This window comes from Flavobacterium sp. 9, assembly GCF_002754195.1.
Taxonomy (GTDB): Bacteria; Bacteroidota; Bacteroidia; order Flavobacteriales; family Flavobacteriaceae; genus Flavobacterium.
Genome location: NZ_PEEU01000001.1, coordinates 5046448 through 5063088, shown reverse-complemented (window position 1 = coordinate 5063088; position 16641 = coordinate 5046448). Strand labels below are relative to the sequence as shown.

Genomic DNA, 16641 nt, shown 5'->3' with positions numbered 1-16641 from the left:
TTCAGGAAAATACTTTGTGTTAGTTTCTTGTGAAGATTTCTCGTTCCTCGAAATGACAAAAATGCGAAATAAAACAAGTAGTTGCGAGAGCTTTCTACTTGTTTTATTTACAATTATCTAATTTTCTAATTGACAAATTATCTAATTATCTAGCTCTATTTTTCTCTTCTTCATTTCCAGAAGTACGTTGGCTAACATTGATTTTTTTGTTTCCAAAATTATAAACTACAGATACGCGCGCAAATCGGTTACTTTCATTTTGGCTATAAACCTGCTTCACACCATTTACAATCGAAACATCATTTTTTAAATAAGATGTATTAAAAATATCATTTAATAGAAAAGCAATTTGTAATGATTTATTTAGCAAATCTTGTTTATAACCAATATTCAAACTCGACACATATCCCGTTTCATACAAACCACTTTTATAAGGAGAAGTATAAGTAAAATCTACTTGCAATTTTGACGTTTTTCCTAATGAAAATGTATTGTTTGTTGAAAAATCTACTTCAAGACCATTTGCCGGAGTTGCATTAATATCTTTTATAAACTTAATATTAGATCCTAAAAAATAAATAGAATTCTCGCTTTCCCACCAATCTGCAAAACTTACTGAATACGTTTCTCCAATTCCATAATTAATACCTTTAAAATAATTATCTCTTGACACAACTTGTGTAAGCGTTTCCGGATTTGCAGTAAATATTACGCCATAACCATCCGTAATCGAATTTAAGAAAAGACTCGTTCTCAATATTTTTTTATAAGAATGTACAAACTCAAAATTGTCACTAAAAGAAGGTTTCAAAAACGGATTTCCTTCAGAATAACTATTACTGCTTATATAAACTCTAAACGGATTCAATAAAGAAAAACCAGGTCTGCGGATTCTTTTTCCATAGTTTAAGCTAAAATTATTATCTTCATTTCTCTTATAAGAAGCATAAAACGTTGGAAATAATTTAAAATAATTGTTTACCGTTTCCTGATTTAAAGTTTCCGAAAAACCATTCGTTTGTGTATTTTCTAATCGCAATCCCAATTGAAAATCCCATTTTTCATTGATTTTTTTATTTCCGCTAATATAAACCGCCTGATTATTTTCGGTGTATTTAAATTTATTCGTTTGGTTAGGATCTAAAACCGGAGTTCCTGTAATTGTATTAAAGAAAAGAACATCACTTTTACTGGTTGTAAAACTCGCTTTTGCGCCATAAGATAAGTTCAACGCTTCAAGCGGATGATCCATATCTGCCTTGAAACTCAAATTATCAATATTCTGATTAGAAAAATTTCGCGCCGATTGATTTACATCAACAAAAGTTCCATCAGCATCATAATTGTTCGCAAGAAAGTTTCTGTCAAATTTTGAATCATAATTAAAGTAATCAACATCAAAAGATAATTTACGATTAAGAGAATCAAGTTTAGTAATCAAATGCAAATTATAAGTCTCATTCCCCACTTTTCGATCCAAAAAGCTTTTATTGATGATATAACTTTCTAATTGATTTTGAGCATTATAATTATTGATTCTAATATCTGAATCAAAATTCGGATTGCTTCTGTCTCTTAAAATTTGAAAACCAATACTTGTTTTTTCCGAAAGATCGTAATCCAAAGCCACTTTTCCAGATAGGTTTTCTTGATTATATTTTGTCGTTACATCCATTTTCGTAGGTCCTTCGGCAAAATACATATCCAACGTTTCCTTTAGATTACTATAACCCGATTTTCCGTTAATACTTGCCGAAAATCGGAACTTGTTTTTATTGTAAAAGAAATTATTTCTCAAATTATAAATCCCGTATTTATTTTGATCGTATGAAGCTGTAGTCGTATTTTTCCAGGAATCTCTAACTCCTTTTTTCATAATAATATTGATTAATCCGCCCGTTCCTTCCGCTTCATATTTCGACGAAGGATTACTTATAATCTCGATATTTTTAATATCACTTGCCGAAATAGATTTCAGATAATTATTCAGTTCTTCACCCGTTAATTCGATCATTCTTCCGTCGATCATTACACGTGAAGCACCTTTTCCTAAAATATTAATAACATCATTTTGTACCGCAACGCCCGGCGCCGTATTTATGGCACTCAAAGCATCGCCTCCAACATTTGTTACATTATTTTCAAGATTATAAACCAAACGATCTGTTTTTTGCTCAATCATATTTCTTTTAGCTTGAATAACAACTTCGCCCAAATTCGTCACATTTTCTTTTAAAGTAATCAAACCTAAATTGATGTCTTTTTCTATCATAATATCTTTCTCAAATTCAGAATATCCAATCGGGCTTATTTTTACTTTACAGAATCCTTTGCTTAGCATCAATTCAAAACTTCCGTCTTCTTTTGTTGTAGTTCCAGTTATAATTTTTCCTTCTTGATTTAAGATTACAACATCTGCCCAGGCAACTGGAGCTTTTTCATCGGCAACTTTTCCATTTAACTTAAAGGTTGTTTGCGCTAAACAAAAAAGAGGCAATAGTAAAAAAATAAAGAGGTTAACTTTTTTCATAATTTCTAATTTTAAACTTGTTCGATTAATTTGAAGCAAAGTTGCCTTAGAAATGTTGCGTACGCGACCGACAAAAAAAAGTCGAACCAATTTCTACTCAGGAAATTGGTTCGACTTTATTAGACATGAAGTACGACTTTTTACAAAACACTTATTATGAAGCGTTTCGGTAAGCCGTTGGCGTTAAATTTGTATATTTTTTAAACGAAGTATTAAATGATGATTTTGAATTAAAACCAACTTCATACAGAATTTCTAAAACTGTCAAGTCACTTTTTAGCGGATTTTTCAAAATACTCATTGCTTTTTGAATGCGATATTCATTTACAAAATCAAAAAAATGCTGATTTATATGATGATTAATCAAAACCGACAAATCACGAACCGGAATTTCAATTTGATTTGACAGTTCCTGAATTGTAAGCGATGGATCCAGAAAAGGTTCTTTTTCGATCATATATTGTTTTAGTGCCGAAATTTGCGCCGAAATTATCTCGTTTTTAGAATCGTTTATTTCGATAACATTTACTTTCGGAAGAATATCTCTTGCTAATTCCAATTTAGAATCAATTCCTCTAAAAAGTTCGGGATGATTCAACGCTTTCAATACAAACCAACACGTTACGATTAACGCCCAAAATTGCATGAAAACATTTGCCCAAATCCACAGCGATTCAAAAGGAGTAAATCTTAAAACATTCTTAGCAATTGACAAATAATATAAAGTAAAGAAAACCACCGATATTTGAAACAACCATTTAAAAATCGAAGTTTTAGGATTCGCATAATTTTCCTGATATATTTCTCTGTATCTTTTTAAAACTGAAAATGTTGCAATACTATAGAATACAATTTGCAAAGCCAAAACCAACTGGAAACTGTAAAATTCAGGCATTTGACTGCGATGCTCATAAAATTGCATTTTATCTACATCACTTAAAAAATAAAGTCTGAATACAAAAACGGCATTTATGATTATAAATGGAATTGCATGAACTAAATGCTTCGGTTTTAATCGAAAATCAGTAAAACAAACCGATACTATATAAAGGTAGAAAACAGGAAGTGTGAAAGCACAAGTCGTCCATCTGAAAAATTCCAAATTAAAATGTGCTTTAACGAAACTCTCGCTTATAAAAATTCCGGTATTGTCAATTGCAAAAAACAATAAGTATAAAGCAAATAGTCTGTTTGCCAGTTTATTTTGTGTTTTCACAGTGATTAAAAAGAATGCCAGTAATAGTGATACAAAAACTGACATCCAGCCCATAACACTCAAAAAGCTATCTATATCCATTAATTTTTCTGATTATTAAACAAATATAATATTTTAGTTCCTTTAACCTGAATTCATAAAATTAAGTATCACAACAAAAAACGCTCTTGAAATTTTAGTATTATGAAGCGTTTCTATAAGCTGTAGGCGTGAGATTTGTATGTTTTTTGAAGGAAGTATTGAACGATGATTTAGAATTAAAACCTACTTCGTATAAGATTTCTAAAACGGTCAGATTATTTTTTACAGGATTCTTTAAAATACTCATTGCTTTTTGAATGCGATATTCATTTACAAAATCAAAAAAATGCTGATTCATATGTTGATTAATCAAAACGGATAAATCACGAACAGGAACATTAAATTGATTCGCCAATTCCTGAATAGTAAGAGACGGATCGAGATAAGGTTCTTTCTCTGTATATAATTTTTCAATGCTGAAATTTGATTAGAAACAGCTTCATCCTGATTATTTTCTACTTCAATAATCTCCTTATTTTCTTTAGGCAAAAAGTCTTTTGTCAATTGCAAATTCGAATTGATTCCTCTAAAAAGTTCCGGATGATTTAGCGCTTTCATTACAAACCAGCATATTACACACAAAGCCATTATTACCATAAGAACATTTCCCCAAAGAAAAGCATCTCTTGAAGTTGTATAACGCATTAGATTTTTAATTGCCGTAATAGAATGCATTACAGCAAAAACACAATTCATCTGAAAAAGCCAATTATAGGTAGAAGTACTTGGATTGGTATAATTATCGAGATAAATTCTTCTGTATTTTTTTAAAATTATAAATATAGTCACAATATAAAACCAATATTGAAACTCAATTAAAATCTGAAAAAAAAGCACTTCAGACATTTTATTATAATTTGCTATAAACAACTCTTTTGCAATTCCGGATTCTAAATAGAATCTGGGCATGAAAACTAAATTCATTACAATAAAAGGAAGTGTATAGATTAAATGTTTCCCTTTTAATCGAAAATCTGAATAACAAGCTGCCAAAACATAAAGATAAATCAAAGGCATTTCGAGCAAACAAGTTGTAGATCTCAAAATCTCTAAATCCACAAATTGCTGAGGAAATGTGTAGTCTAAAAGCCCGCTGAAATCAATCGCCGATAGAATAATAAAGCTAGCAAATAATCGGTTTGCCAATTTATTCTCCGTTTTTACTGTCAGTAAAAAAAGTGCCAAAAGCAGCGAAACAAAAACAGCAATGCGAGCAATGCTATCCATAAAAACTAATCTATCCATTTATCGTTTAATATTTCTCAAATATAATATTTTAGTTCTTTTAAAAAGGTTCTAAAAATTGTGATAAAAAGATTAATTTTGGGCAAGAGTAATTATACGAAAAAATGACCTTTACAAAGACCACAGAACAAGCTTCAAAATACGAACATTTAGAAAAAATGTCAGTTCAAGAATTGCTTATTAATATCAACGAGGAAGACAAAACTGTTCCTAACGCTGTCCAAAAAGCGATACCACAAATTGAAATTTTAGTAGCTCAGGTTGTTGATAAATTAAAAATAGGCGGACGATTATTTTATATCGGCGCAGGAACATCAGGACGTTTAGGCGTTGTTGATGCATCTGAATGTCCTCCTACTTTTGGAGTTCCTTTTGACCTGGTAAACGGAATTATTGCCGGTGGTGACACTGCAATTCGCCGTGCTGTAGAAAATGCCGAAGACAATGCAACGCAAGCCTGGATTGATTTGCAAGCCAATAATATTGGTCCAAATGATGTCGTAATTGGTATTGCAGCTTCCGGAACTACGCCTTATGTTATTGGTGGCTTAGAAACCTGTAATAAAAATAATATTGTTACGGGATGCATTACTAACAATGCGGGAAGTCCTTTGGCACTTACAGCAAAATTTCCTGTTGAAGTCGTTGTTGGTCCTGAATTCATTACCGGAAGTTCCAGAATGAAAGCAGGAACGGCTCAGAAATTAGTACTGAATATGATCTCAACTGCAGCAATGATTCAGCTTGGGAAAGTAAAAGGTAATAAGATGGTTGATATGCAATTAAGCAATATCAAGTTGGTTGATAGAGGTGTAAAAATGATTATGGGAGAAATTCCGGTTTCATATGAAGAAGCTTCTGAATTATTAAAAAAATACGGCAGCGTGAGAAATGCTGTTGATAATTATAACAAGTAAAAGGGGTTTTGGTGAGATTTAAAATGTGAGTTAACCGCAAAGAGGCAAAGATTTTACGCAAAGTTCGCTAAGTTTATTGTTCAATCTTTGTCAAAGTTTAAAACTTTGACAAAGATAAGATCGCAAAGTTTTCACTTGAAACAAAGAAAAACTGAAACTTGAAACTTTCAAAACCTGAAACAAAAAACAAAATGGCAACAAATAAAGAATTGTTAGGAAAAGGAATTAAATATTTATCAGGTTCATTGCCATTATTATTTATTGGGCCTTCGTTAATTTATAATGCTTTTATGAATCAACATACAAACTGGCATTATTTGGTTTTAGGAATCGGAATTGTGGCTTGTTTAAGTGCTATGTTTTTAATTTTCTACGGATTGAAAATTATTATGAAAGGTATATTTAATGACTAAATTAGCTGTTAAGTAAACCCGACATGTTTAATCCAATCTTCAAATAAAACTCTTTTTTTATCCAACCCAATATGGAAAGTCTAATTCACATTCAAAAAACCTTCGAGAAAGTCGCTTATATTGACAAAAAAATAAACAATCGTGAGTTTGAAGATTGTGTTTTTAAAAACTGTGATTTCTCCAATAGTAACTTTGCTTACAATACTTTTTTAGACTGTGAATTTATCGATTGCAATCTTTCGATGACAAGCTTGTTTAGTACAAGTTTGAAAAATGTTACTTTCAAAAACTGTAAACTTCTTGGAATTGCTTTTAACGAATGTGACGATTTCTTATTTCAGGTTTATTTTGAAGAAAGCACTTTGGATTATGCTATTTTTTCGAATAAAAAAATGCCGAAAACCAAGTTTATCAATTGTTCCGTAAGGGAAGTAACTTTTATAGGGACTAACTTAACGAGTTCGGTTTTTGATAATTGTAATTTAGAAGGAGCTATTTTTAATGATACTCAATTGGCGGCTGTTAATTTTAAAACCGCATACAATTACAAAATTGATCCGGAATTTAATCCAATGAAAAAAGCTCAATTCTCTAATGATGGAATTGTTGGCCTTTTAGATAAATACGACATTAAAATTGTCTAAAAAACTTCGGCACTAATATTTTTTTTAAGTGTTATGAATTCTGTTTAGCTGTAAATTCAACGAAATTATATAATTATGGATGCAAGTACTTCTTATTTAGAAAGCGTTAAAAAGCAATTTTTGTATTATAAAATGTTAGGCGAAAAAGCAATGGATCAATTAGAACCAGAACAGCTTTTTGTAGCAATTAATGAAGATACAAATAGTATTGCCACAATTATAAAACACATTTCGGGTAATATGTTATCGCGCTGGACAGATTTTCTAACTTCGGATGGTGAAAAAGAATGGCGCAATCGTGATGCCGAATTTGAAAATGATTTACAATCAAAAGAGGAAGTTTTAGAAGTTTGGAATAAAGGCTGGAATGTTTTTCTTGATACTTTAAATAGTCTGAAACCAGAACAACTTTCAGACATTATATATATTCGTAACGAAGGTCATACGGTTATTGAAGCCATAAATCGTCAATTGGCACATTATCCTTATCATGTTGGACAAATTGTTTTTTATGCCAAACAATTAAAAAACAGCAGTTGGGATAGTTTATCGATTCCGAAGAATAAATCAGGAAATTATAATGCTGAAAAATTTGCCAAGGAAAAAGAAATCAAGAACTTTACCGATGACGAATTGAAGAGATTAAAATAACAATTGTTATATTTATTCGAGAACTATAATTATGAAAGAAGACAAAAACGAAACACATCATTTCTTGCCTAGCGGAGAATGGGAAGGATTTTATTGTTATTCTAATTCGCCTCACCAACACAAAATGTCGATTGAATTGAGTTTTGCAAATTCTATTATTTCCGGATCGGGAATTGATGATGTTGCACCGTTTCGATGGAATGGTTCTTATAATTTGGAGCAGTTTAAACTTAAAATGGTTAAAACCTATTCAACGCATATTATTAATTATGCCGGAGATATTGACGAAAATGGCATTTGGGGTCTTTGGGATAATCCTGAAGATTTGAGTTTTTTTGCTGATATTTCGCCAAACGTTCTTCGACAGGCGCAAGCGATGGCAAAAGGAGGTTTTCATATCTGGCCAAAAGCGGTAAAGAGCGAATCTAAAGAGGAAGTTAGAGAAGAAGTAAAAGAATCTAAAAAATTAAAAGAGTTTTATATTCAGAAAATTTAAAACTTAATAAATCAAAATAACACAATTAGTGCTTGCTTAACGCAAACATTTTAGCCCCGATGGGAGGGAAAATCCTTTTGCTTTTTTCTTTAAAAAGCAAAAGATTGGAAGGAACAGCGGGAAATAGCTCCTAATAAATATCTTAAACTTAAAAATGAAAAAAATAATATTCTTATTACCATTCTTGGCTTTAATATCTTGCTACGATGCAGAACACAATTGCAAGGATTTTAAAAACGGAAAATTCAAATTTGAATTTGAAGTTAATGGTGTCAAAAAAACAACTGTTTTTGAACGTAAAGACAATATTGAAATCGAAACTTTTGACGGAAAAACTGATACTTCGACAGTGCGTTGGGTAAGTGATTGTGAATATATTTTGCAGAAGAAACATCCGAAAAATATGGCTGAGGAAAAAGCAATCAGCATGAAGATTTTAACGACTACTAAAGATTCTTATACTTTTGAATTTGGAATGGTTGGTTCTGACCAAAAGCAACGCGGAACGGTACATAAAGTTGAATAAACTAGAAAAAGTCTCAAATTTGAGGCTTTTTTTTATCCTAAATTGAGAAAAAACCTTTGCATCTCTGCACCTTTGCATCTTTGTCCCTTTTTAAAAAATAATCAGAGGTGTTTCTTTTACATTTCTATTTTAAATCTTACATTAGAACCTAAATCTAACGCATGAAAAATACAATTTCGCATAGAGTTGCTGACTTTTTAAAAGACTTTCCGCCTTTTAGTTTTTTGCATCAAAAGGACTTAGAAAAGTTATCTGAACAAATTTCTATTGTTTACAAAGACAAAGACGCCGTTATATTTGCCGAAAATGATAAAACGCATGATTCTTTTTACGTTGTTCATAAAGGCGCTGTAGCACTGAAAAAAAATCAGAAAAACAATGTTCTTGACATGTGTGATGAAGGTGATATTTTTGGATTGCGTCCGCTTTTGGCACAAGAAAATTATATCATGGAAGCTGTTGCTTATGAAGAAAGCATTTTGTATGCCATTCCTATTGCTGTTTTTAAACCTTATGCCTTAGAAAATAGGACTGTTGGTAATTTCCTTATCGAAAGTTACGCCTCAAATACTCGAAATCCATATTCTGATATTCATAAAGATAAATTGTATGGCGATGATTTGGTTCATGAGCATTTGCATTCTAACAGAGATTCATTTGATTTACAGCCAATAAAATATTCAAAGAAAATTGTCACTTGCAGTCCGTCTGCAACTGCCAAGGATATTGCCAAAATCATGAATAAGAATAAGGTTGGCGCCATCTTAATTGTTGACGAAATGCTGCCAATTGGTATTATTACCGATAAGGATTTACGAAATAAAATCGTAACCGGTGATTTTTCAATCCTGACAACGGCAGAAACCATTATGACAAAACCGGTTATTACGTATCCTAAAAAAATGACGGTTACTGAGGCGCAAATGGCAATGATGAAAAGTAATATTAGCTATTTGTGTCTGACAAAAGATGGAACTATAAATACTAAAGCTGTTGGGATTTTGTCTAAACACGATGTTATGGTTGCTCTGGGAAATAATCCTGCCGTTTTAATAAAGGCTTTAAAAAGAGCTAAGAAACCAAAGGAAATTAAACCCATTCGCGCCCGAATAATGCAATTATTGCAAGGTTATTTAGATCAAAACATTCCGATGACTTTGATTTCTAAAATTATAACAGAGCTTAATGAAGCTTGTACTACTCGTGTTATCGAAATTTGCCTTGGAAAAATGAGTAGTCCGCCACCAGTAAAATTTGCCTGGTTGGCTCTTGGAAGTCAAGGTCGAAGCGAGCAAATGCTACATACGGATCAAGACAATGCTATTGTGTACGAGAATGTATCTGATGTTTTTAGAGAAGAAACAAAAGTCTATTTTTCGAAATTTGCTTCTTTAGTGAATAAAGGTTTATTTGATATTGGCTACGATTATTGTCCTGCCGAAATGATGGCTTCGAATCCTAAATGGTGTATGAGCCTTGATGAATGGAAAAGTAAAGTACATCATTGGATTACAAATCCGGGGAAAAATGAAGTTTTATTATCTTTTATTTTCTTCGATTATAGTGTTACTTATGGTGATACTGAAATTACAAACCAACTTTCTGATTATATTTTTGAGAATGTTAAAGCAAACCCTATTTTCTATGTTCATTTAGTTAGCGGCGCTTTGCAAAGCCCTTCTCCTACTGGCTTTTTCAGACAGTTTTTAGTAGAACAAGATGGCGCAAATAAAGATCATTTTGATATTAAAAGAAGAGCTTTAATGCCACTTACTGATGCTGCACGCGTTTTGATTTTATCTCATTCTGTAAAAGGAATAAGTAATACTGCGGAACGTTTTGAAAAATTAGCCGAATTAGAACCCAACAATAGAGAACTGTATTTTTCTTGTTCTTATTCTTTTAAAGCTTTATTGAAGTTTAGAACCAAACAAGGGCTTTTGCATAATGATTCCGGACAATTTATTGCTTTGGAATCTTTATCCAAAATGGAAAAGATAAAACTAAAAAGAACTTTTAAAACCATAAAAGAACTTCAAGAATTGATTAGCGTAAGATTTAATATTTCAAACGTAGTATAATATGAGTTTATTTAGTTTTTGGAAAAAAGAAGAAAATCTATTCGATGAAAATATTACAATTGAAGAAACTCGTTTTGTAGTTTTAGATACCGAAACTACAGGTTTTGATTACGATAGTGACCGGATTTTGTGTATTGGCGCATTGGTACTTCAAAACGGGATAATCTCCATTCAGAATAGTTTTGAAGTTTATCTTGAACAAGATCATTACGATAAATCTACAGCTCAGATTCATGGTATTTTAAAGGCATTTGTAATTCAGCGTCCTTCTGAGTTAGAAGCTTTACAACAATTTTTAGCTTTTTTGGGAGATTCTGTAATCATTGCACATCATACCGTTTTTGACATTACAATGATCAATAAAGCTCTCGAGAGAAATGGTTTGCCTGAATTAACTAATCAGCGTTTAGACACTGCCATTTTATACAAAAAGACACTAATCAAATCTCATTTGTTTGAGCGAAAAGATCATTATACTTTAGACGATCTTGCCGATAAATTTGATATTTCTAAAAAAGACAGACACACCGCTTTGGGTGACGCTTATATTACTGCAATTGCTTTTTTAAAGATCGTAAGTAAATTGAAGGAGAAAAAACAGATTAATTTAAATGCTTTGTTCAAATAAGAAACTTTGATTATTTAGTAAAATCACTTTCTTTCGTAAATAAATAAAGTCTATTATATTTTAGACTTTTTTGCGAAAATTTCCCAAGAGAATCAGGTTTACGGTATATCTTTTTTGTGACATAATCTTCTTTTTTTAAGAGGATTTTGTATGCTGAATTTGAGTTTATTCCCAAACAAAAATATCCTGTACTATCTGTTTTGGTCTTATTCCCGTTAATATCAACATCGACATCCTGAATAGGTTTCTCTGTATCATAATCATATACATGACCATTAAAGTCACTAGTATTTGTACAACTAGAAAACAGTAATATTATAAAAAGGAGGTTGATTTTCATTCTTATTTTTTATTTGCGATTTTTTATTCAGGTACTTTATTAGAAACATTTAAAAAACAAATATAGAATTGGAATCTTCCATAAGAAGTCTGCTAAAAATTATAAAAGTATAATTATAGGATTTTTAACTCTTGAGAGAAAATGTCTTGTATAAAAAAACGCTAAGAATCAATCTTAGCGTTTTTGTTTTTATGTTATTCTAAAACTAAACCAATCTGGCCGTCATCGTCTAATTCTGTTTCAACCGCATCATCTTCTGATAATTCTGGTTTTTCCGGAACTTCCTCAACCGGCTCTTCATAAGGCAATGGTTCTAATAAATTAACTTGTTTTAATTTATCTGCTGTCAATTGATTTCCTAATGCTTTAAATCCTTTTACGGCAATAAAATCTTCAACATCAATATGTAAGTCTTCTTTTTGAACTCCTTTTACTTTTGCAAAAACCAATTGCGCCAACGGACGATAATCTGTTGAGACAATTTCTAACTGCGAATTTGGATGATCTGTAATAAAACTTTCCTCTTTTCCTTCATTTTCTACAAGGAAACGTTTAAGGAAATAACGTTCTTTTTCTCCATCGTAATAAATCGCAGAAATTGGCTTTTTAGGTTTCCATTTTTCCAAGACAATCATATCTTCCTCAAAATGAGTCGACAATTCCGGAATAATGACTTTTAATTTACCTGTCTGGCTAATGACTAAGATTTTATCACTTGGCTTAAATTCACCTAATAATTCTCCTCTTGCATCAACATTTAAACGCTTAACGGTATCATCAAACCAAACTTTTCTTGGAAGTAAAGTCGAAATTCCTTTTTCTTTTAACTCGATTTTTTTGATTGGATATTTCGTTACCAAATTTCCTTTTGATGCACGTCCTTTGATCGCCAATTTAGCAAAATCAATATCGAATTTCAGTTTCTTGATCGTTCCTACCTGACGCAATAAGATTGTTACAACCTCAGCTTCTCCATTTGGATTATGAGAAAAATAAACAACTTGCGAACCATTTGTTCCGTTAGTCAAATCGTAAGCTTTATCTCTGGTAACCCCGGAAACATTGAAACGTTTGATATAAGAAGGACCAGATTTACCATCACGGTACATCATGTTATAAATCGTACGTTTATCGCTCTTATCAAAAACAGCAACATGTATAATATCCTTTCCGATAAAAGTTTTGGCATCAACTTTTGTTATCATTAATGTTCCGTCTCGTAAAAACACAATAACATCGTCGATATCAGAACAATCACCTACGTATTCGTCTTTCTTTAAACTCGTTCCTACGAAACCTTCGTCACGGTTTACGTATAATTTTGTATTACGCAAAACTACTTTTGTAGCCTCAACGTTGTCAAAAACACGAAGTTCTGTCTGACGTTCACGACCTTTTCCGTATTTCTCTTTTAATCTTGTAAAGTACGCAATCGCAAAATCAGTAAGATTCTCCAAATTATACTCAACTTCTTTCATTTCGTCTTCTAACTTAGCGATAAAATCATCGGCTTTATCAGAGTCAAAACGCGTAATACGAATCATTGGAATTTGAGTCAATCGCTGTAAATCTTCATCAGTAATTTCTCTGACGAATGATTTTTTGAACGGCTCAAAACGGTCATATAAATATTTATAAAGAGCTTCTCTATCTGAATATAATTTGAAATCAATGTACATTTCTTCACGAATGAAGATCTTCTCTAAAGTAGAGAAATGCCATTTATTTTTTAATTCTTCTAATTGAATTTCTAATTCCTGACGAAGCAAATCAACGGTTCTGTGTGTCGAAATTTTCAACATTTCAGAAACTCCAATAAACAACGGTTTATTATCTTCGATCACACAACCTAAAGGCGCTACAGAAGTTTCGCAAGCTGTAAATGCAAACAAAGCATCGATAGTTTTGTCTGGAGAGACACCCGGGAAAAGGTGAATTAAAATTTCAACATCAGCCGCTGTATTGTCTTCGATTTTCTTGATTTTGATTTTACCTTTATCATTGGCTTTCAAAATACTATCAATCAAAGTCGTTGTATTCGTCGAAAACGGAATTTGAGTAATTACCAAGGTATTCTTGTCTAATTGCGCAATTTTAGCACGTACACGAACACGTCCGCCACGAAGTCCGTCATTATAATTAGACACATCGGCAATACCTTGTGTCATGAAATCAGGATATAATGTAAAGGCTTTTCCTTTTAGAATCTTGATCGAAGCATCAATCAACTCATTGAAGTTATGAGGCAGAACTTTAGTCGAAAGACCAACTGCGATTCCCTCTGCTCCTTGTGCCAAAAGCAACGGAAACTTTACCGGAAGATTGTTTGGTTCTGCACGACGACCATCGTAAGAAACTCCCCAATCGGTAATTTTTGGAGAATATAAAACCTCCAAAGCAAATTTAGATAAACGTGCCTCAATATAACGAGAAGCCGCAGCTCCATCGCCTGTTAATATATTTCCCCAGTTTCCCTGGCAATCAATCAATAAATCTTTTTGACCAATTTGTACCATAGCATCACCAATACTCGCATCTCCGTGTGGGTGATACTGCATCGTGTGTCCTACAACATTGGCAACTTTATTATAACGACCATCATCCAACTCTTTCAAAGAGTGCATAATACGACGCTGAACTGGTTTAAAACCATCTTCGATCGCCGGAACTGCACGTTCCAGAATTACGTATGAAGCATAATCCAAGAACCAGTCTTTGTACATGCCCGTTACTTTCGTAATAACGTCTTCTCCTTCTTCTTCGGTATTTTCATAAAAATGCTGCCCCTCAAAGTGTTTAGCATCTACATCGATAATTTCATCATCATTCCCTTCTTGATTTTCATCAAGCTGGCTTTCTTCTGAATTATTCTCGTCGTCGTTTGGAATTATGTTATCGTCTTCTTCGTCTTTCATATATTTTGTTCAGTATAAATACTAAAAAATTCTTCTATAATTCTTTTATTATCTTTTAAACTTCCTCCTCAACTGCATCCAATTCAACCTTCAAATTCTTGATAATAAATTCTTGTCTGTCCGGAGTATTTTTCCCCATATAGAAAGACAATAATTGCTCAATCGAAGTGTTTTTATCCATCATAATTGGGTCAAGTCGAATCGTTTCTCCAATAAAGTTTTTGAACTCATCTGGCGAAATCTCTCCCAAACCTTTAAATCGGGTGATTTCCGGTTTTGGTTTTAGTTTCTCGATCGCATCTTTTCTTTCTTCATCTGAATAACAATAGATGGTTTCTTTTTTATTTCGAACCCTGAAAAGCGGTGTTTGCAAGATATATAAATGTCCTTCTTTGATTAACTCAGGGAAAAACTGAAGGAAAAACGTAATCAATAACAAACGAATATGCATACCATCGACATCGGCATCGGTTGCGATTACGATATTATTATAACGTAATTTTTCCAATCCGTCTTCGATATCTAAAGCCGCTTGCAATAAATTGAATTCTTCGTTTTCATACACAATTTTCTTTGTCATTCCATAGGAATTCAGAGGTTTACCACGTAAACTGAAAACTGCTTGAGTATTCACATCACGCGACTTTGTAATTGATCCGGAAGCCGAATCTCCCTCGGTAATAAAAAGGGTACTTTCTAAGTTTCTAGGATTCTTTGTATCTGGAAGATGCGCACGACAATCTCTTAATTTTTTATTATGAAGATTGGCTTTCTTAGCACGATCTGTCGCTAATTTTCTAATTCCTGATAATTCTTTACGCTCACGTTCAGCTTGTAGAATTTTACGCAATAAAGCTTCGGCCGTTGGAGGATTTTTATGTAAATAATTATCTAATTTATTCTTTACAAAATCGTTTACAAATGTACGTACAGAAACTGGCGGCGTTCCATCATCAGAACCCATATCTGTAGAACCTAATTTGGTTTTGGTCTGAGACTCAAAAACCGGTTCCATCACTTTGATACTAATCGCACTTACGATCGATTTACGAACGTCAGAAGCTTCAAAATTTTTGTTGTAAAACTCACGAATGGTTTTTACAATTGCTTCTCTGTAAGCCGCTAAGTGCGTTCCTCCTTGTGTTGTATTCTGACCGTTGACAAAAGAGTGATATTCTTCGCTATATTGCGTTTTACTGTGCGTTAAAGCGATCTCAATATCGTAATCTTTTAAGTGAATAATTGGATATTCAAGATCTTCTGCATTTATGGTTTCTTCTAATAAATCACGAAGACCATTTTCCGAAATATATTTTTCGCCATTAAAAATAATCGTCAAACCATTGTTTAAGTAACAATAGTTTTTAACCATTTTAATTACATATTCCATACGGAATTTGTAATTTTTGAAGATCGATTCATCCGGCGTAAAAGTAACTTTTGTTCCTTTTCGCTTCGTAGTGTCGATTATATCTTCTTCTAAAACTAAATTTCCTGCCGAAAACTCTGCTCCTTTTTGTTTATCATCACGAACAGATTCTACTCTAAAATAATTCGAAAGTGCATTTACCGCTTTTGTTCCGACACCATTTAAACCTACTGATTTCTGGAAAGCTTTAGAATCGTACTTTCCTCCCGTATTCATTTTCGAAACAACATCGACTACTTTTCCTAACGGAATTCCACGTCCGTAATCACGAACAGAAACAGTTTTATCCTTGATAGTCACTTCAATAGTTTTTCCAGAGCCCATTACGAACTCATCGATACAGTTGTCTAAAACCTCTTTTAACAGAATATAAATACCATCATCCGGCGAAGATCCATCTCCCAATTTTCCGATATACATCCCGGGACGCATACGGATATGTTCTTTCCAATCGAGTGATCGAATATTATCTTCGGTATATTGATTTTGCTCTAGCATAAAGTAAATTGGATTTTTGGCTAATGTACCA

15 protein-coding genes are annotated in these 16641 nt (G+C 32.4%); 8 read left to right on the top strand and 7 right to left on the bottom strand.

Annotated elements, in window-relative coordinates; all coding sequences use genetic code 11:
• Positions 1 to 145: 145 nt before the first annotated feature.
• The 4 genes from CLU81_RS21070 to CLU81_RS21060 form a co-directional block, all read right to left on the bottom strand.
• Positions 146 to 2530, bottom strand: a complete 2385-nt coding sequence (locus CLU81_RS21070; RefSeq protein ID WP_099711605.1) for an outer membrane beta-barrel family protein — start codon at positions 2528 to 2530, stop codon at positions 146 to 148.
• A gap of 154 nt (positions 2531 to 2684) precedes the next feature.
• Positions 2685 to 3827, bottom strand: a complete 1143-nt coding sequence (locus CLU81_RS21065; RefSeq protein ID WP_099711604.1) for an AraC family transcriptional regulator — start codon at positions 3825 to 3827, stop codon at positions 2685 to 2687.
• A 100-nt stretch (positions 3828 to 3927) separates the two neighbouring features.
• Positions 3928 to 4125, bottom strand: a complete 198-nt coding sequence (locus tag CLU81_RS27165; protein ID WP_233209743.1) for an AraC family transcriptional regulator — start codon at positions 4123 to 4125, stop codon at positions 3928 to 3930.
• 11 nt (positions 4126 to 4136) lie between these two features.
• Positions 4137 to 5072: an AraC family transcriptional regulator gene (locus CLU81_RS21060; protein ID WP_233209742.1), complete on the bottom strand. Its 936-nt coding sequence runs from the start codon at positions 5070 to 5072 to the stop codon at positions 4137 to 4139.
• A gap of 104 nt (positions 5073 to 5176) precedes the next feature.
• Between CLU81_RS21060 and murQ the strand changes: the two genes are divergently transcribed.
• The 8 genes from murQ to CLU81_RS21020 all read left to right on the top strand — a co-directional run bounded on the left by murQ (position 5177) and on the right by CLU81_RS21020 (position 11428).
• Positions 5177 to 5989: an N-acetylmuramic acid 6-phosphate etherase gene (murQ, locus tag CLU81_RS21055; RefSeq protein WP_099711603.1), complete on the top strand. Its 813-nt coding sequence runs from the start codon at positions 5177 to 5179 to the stop codon at positions 5987 to 5989.
• 191 nt (positions 5990 to 6180) lie between these two features.
• On the top strand, positions 6181 to 6402 hold the full coding sequence (locus CLU81_RS21050) for a DUF6095 family protein (protein WP_099712824.1): 222 nt from the start codon (positions 6181 to 6183) through the stop codon (positions 6400 to 6402).
• Positions 6403 to 6473: 71 nt separating this feature from the next.
• The gene (locus tag CLU81_RS21045; RefSeq protein WP_099711602.1) at positions 6474 to 7046 is read left to right on the top strand and encodes a pentapeptide repeat-containing protein; all 573 of its coding nucleotides are present in this window, start codon (positions 6474 to 6476) and stop codon (positions 7044 to 7046) included.
• Positions 7047 to 7121: 75 nt separating this feature from the next.
• The gene (locus tag CLU81_RS21040) at positions 7122 to 7697 is read left to right on the top strand and encodes a DUF1572 family protein (RefSeq protein WP_099711601.1); all 576 of its coding nucleotides are present in this window, start codon (positions 7122 to 7124) and stop codon (positions 7695 to 7697) included.
• A 31-nt stretch (positions 7698 to 7728) separates the two neighbouring features.
• A complete protein-coding gene (locus CLU81_RS21035) occupies positions 7729 to 8193 on the top strand; it encodes a hypothetical protein (protein WP_099711600.1) in 465 nt (154 codons plus the stop codon).
• Between the two features lie 154 nt (positions 8194 to 8347).
• On the top strand, positions 8348 to 8719 hold the full coding sequence (locus CLU81_RS21030) for a DNA topoisomerase IV (protein WP_099711599.1): 372 nt from the start codon (positions 8348 to 8350) through the stop codon (positions 8717 to 8719).
• 161 nt (positions 8720 to 8880) lie between these two features.
• A complete protein-coding gene (locus CLU81_RS21025) occupies positions 8881 to 10800 on the top strand; it encodes a DUF294 nucleotidyltransferase-like domain-containing protein (RefSeq protein WP_099711598.1) in 1920 nt (639 codons plus the stop codon).
• Position 10801: 1 nt separating this feature from the next.
• Positions 10802 to 11428, top strand: coding sequence for a PolC-type DNA polymerase III (locus tag CLU81_RS21020; RefSeq protein ID WP_099711597.1), 627 nt, complete (start codon positions 10802 to 10804; stop codon positions 11426 to 11428).
• A 10-nt stretch (positions 11429 to 11438) separates the two neighbouring features.
• On the opposite strand, the gene CLU81_RS21015 is transcribed toward CLU81_RS21020, so the two are convergent.
• The 3 genes from CLU81_RS21015 to CLU81_RS21005 form a co-directional block, all read right to left on the bottom strand.
• Positions 11439 to 11768, bottom strand: a complete 330-nt coding sequence (locus tag CLU81_RS21015) for a hypothetical protein (protein ID WP_099711596.1) — start codon at positions 11766 to 11768, stop codon at positions 11439 to 11441.
• 194 nt (positions 11769 to 11962) lie between these two features.
• A complete protein-coding gene (locus CLU81_RS21010; protein ID WP_099711595.1) occupies positions 11963 to 14683 on the bottom strand; it encodes a DNA gyrase/topoisomerase IV subunit A in 2721 nt (906 codons plus the stop codon).
• A 55-nt stretch (positions 14684 to 14738) separates the two neighbouring features.
• On the bottom strand, positions 14739 to 16610 hold the full coding sequence (locus tag CLU81_RS21005; RefSeq protein ID WP_099711594.1) for a DNA topoisomerase IV subunit B: 1872 nt from the start codon (positions 16608 to 16610) through the stop codon (positions 14739 to 14741).
• Positions 16611 to 16641 lie beyond the last annotated feature (31 nt).

What these genes read in the sequence shown, in the direction of transcription:
- CLU81_RS21065 (WP_099711604.1), bottom strand. Translation starts at nt 3,827, where the DNA reads ATGGATATAGATAGCTTTTTGAGTGTTATGGGCTGGATGTCAGTTTTT.
- CLU81_RS21010 (WP_099711595.1), bottom strand. Translation starts at nt 14,683, where the DNA reads ATGAAAGACGAAGAAGACGATAACATAATTCCAAACGACGACGAGAAT.
- CLU81_RS21040 (WP_099711601.1), top strand. Translation starts at nt 7,122, where the DNA reads ATGGATGCAAGTACTTCTTATTTAGAAAGCGTTAAAAAGCAATTTTTG.
- CLU81_RS21070 (WP_099711605.1), bottom strand. Translation starts at nt 2,530, where the DNA reads ATGAAAAAAGTTAACCTCTTTATTTTTTTACTATTGCCTCTTTTTTGT.
- CLU81_RS21025 (WP_099711598.1), top strand. Translation starts at nt 8,881, where the DNA reads ATGAAAAATACAATTTCGCATAGAGTTGCTGACTTTTTAAAAGACTTT.
- CLU81_RS21015 (WP_099711596.1), bottom strand. Translation starts at nt 11,768, where the DNA reads ATGAAAATCAACCTCCTTTTTATAATATTACTGTTTTCTAGTTGTACA.
- CLU81_RS21050 (WP_099712824.1), top strand. Translation starts at nt 6,181, where the DNA reads ATGGCAACAAATAAAGAATTGTTAGGAAAAGGAATTAAATATTTATCA.
- CLU81_RS21060 (WP_233209742.1), bottom strand. Translation starts at nt 5,072, where the DNA reads ATGGATAGATTAGTTTTTATGGATAGCATTGCTCGCATTGCTGTTTTT.
- CLU81_RS21030 (WP_099711599.1), top strand. Translation starts at nt 8,348, where the DNA reads ATGAAAAAAATAATATTCTTATTACCATTCTTGGCTTTAATATCTTGC.
- CLU81_RS21045 (WP_099711602.1), top strand. Translation starts at nt 6,474, where the DNA reads ATGGAAAGTCTAATTCACATTCAAAAAACCTTCGAGAAAGTCGCTTAT.
- CLU81_RS21035 (WP_099711600.1), top strand. Translation starts at nt 7,729, where the DNA reads ATGAAAGAAGACAAAAACGAAACACATCATTTCTTGCCTAGCGGAGAA.
- murQ (WP_099711603.1), top strand. Translation starts at nt 5,177, where the DNA reads ATGACCTTTACAAAGACCACAGAACAAGCTTCAAAATACGAACATTTA.
- CLU81_RS21005 (WP_099711594.1), bottom strand. Translation starts at nt 16,610, where the DNA reads ATGCTAGAGCAAAATCAATATACCGAAGATAATATTCGATCACTCGAT.
- CLU81_RS21020 (WP_099711597.1), top strand. Translation starts at nt 10,802, where the DNA reads ATGAGTTTATTTAGTTTTTGGAAAAAAGAAGAAAATCTATTCGATGAA.
- CLU81_RS27165 (WP_233209743.1), bottom strand. Translation starts at nt 4,125, where the DNA reads ATGAATCAGCATTTTTTTGATTTTGTAAATGAATATCGCATTCAAAAA.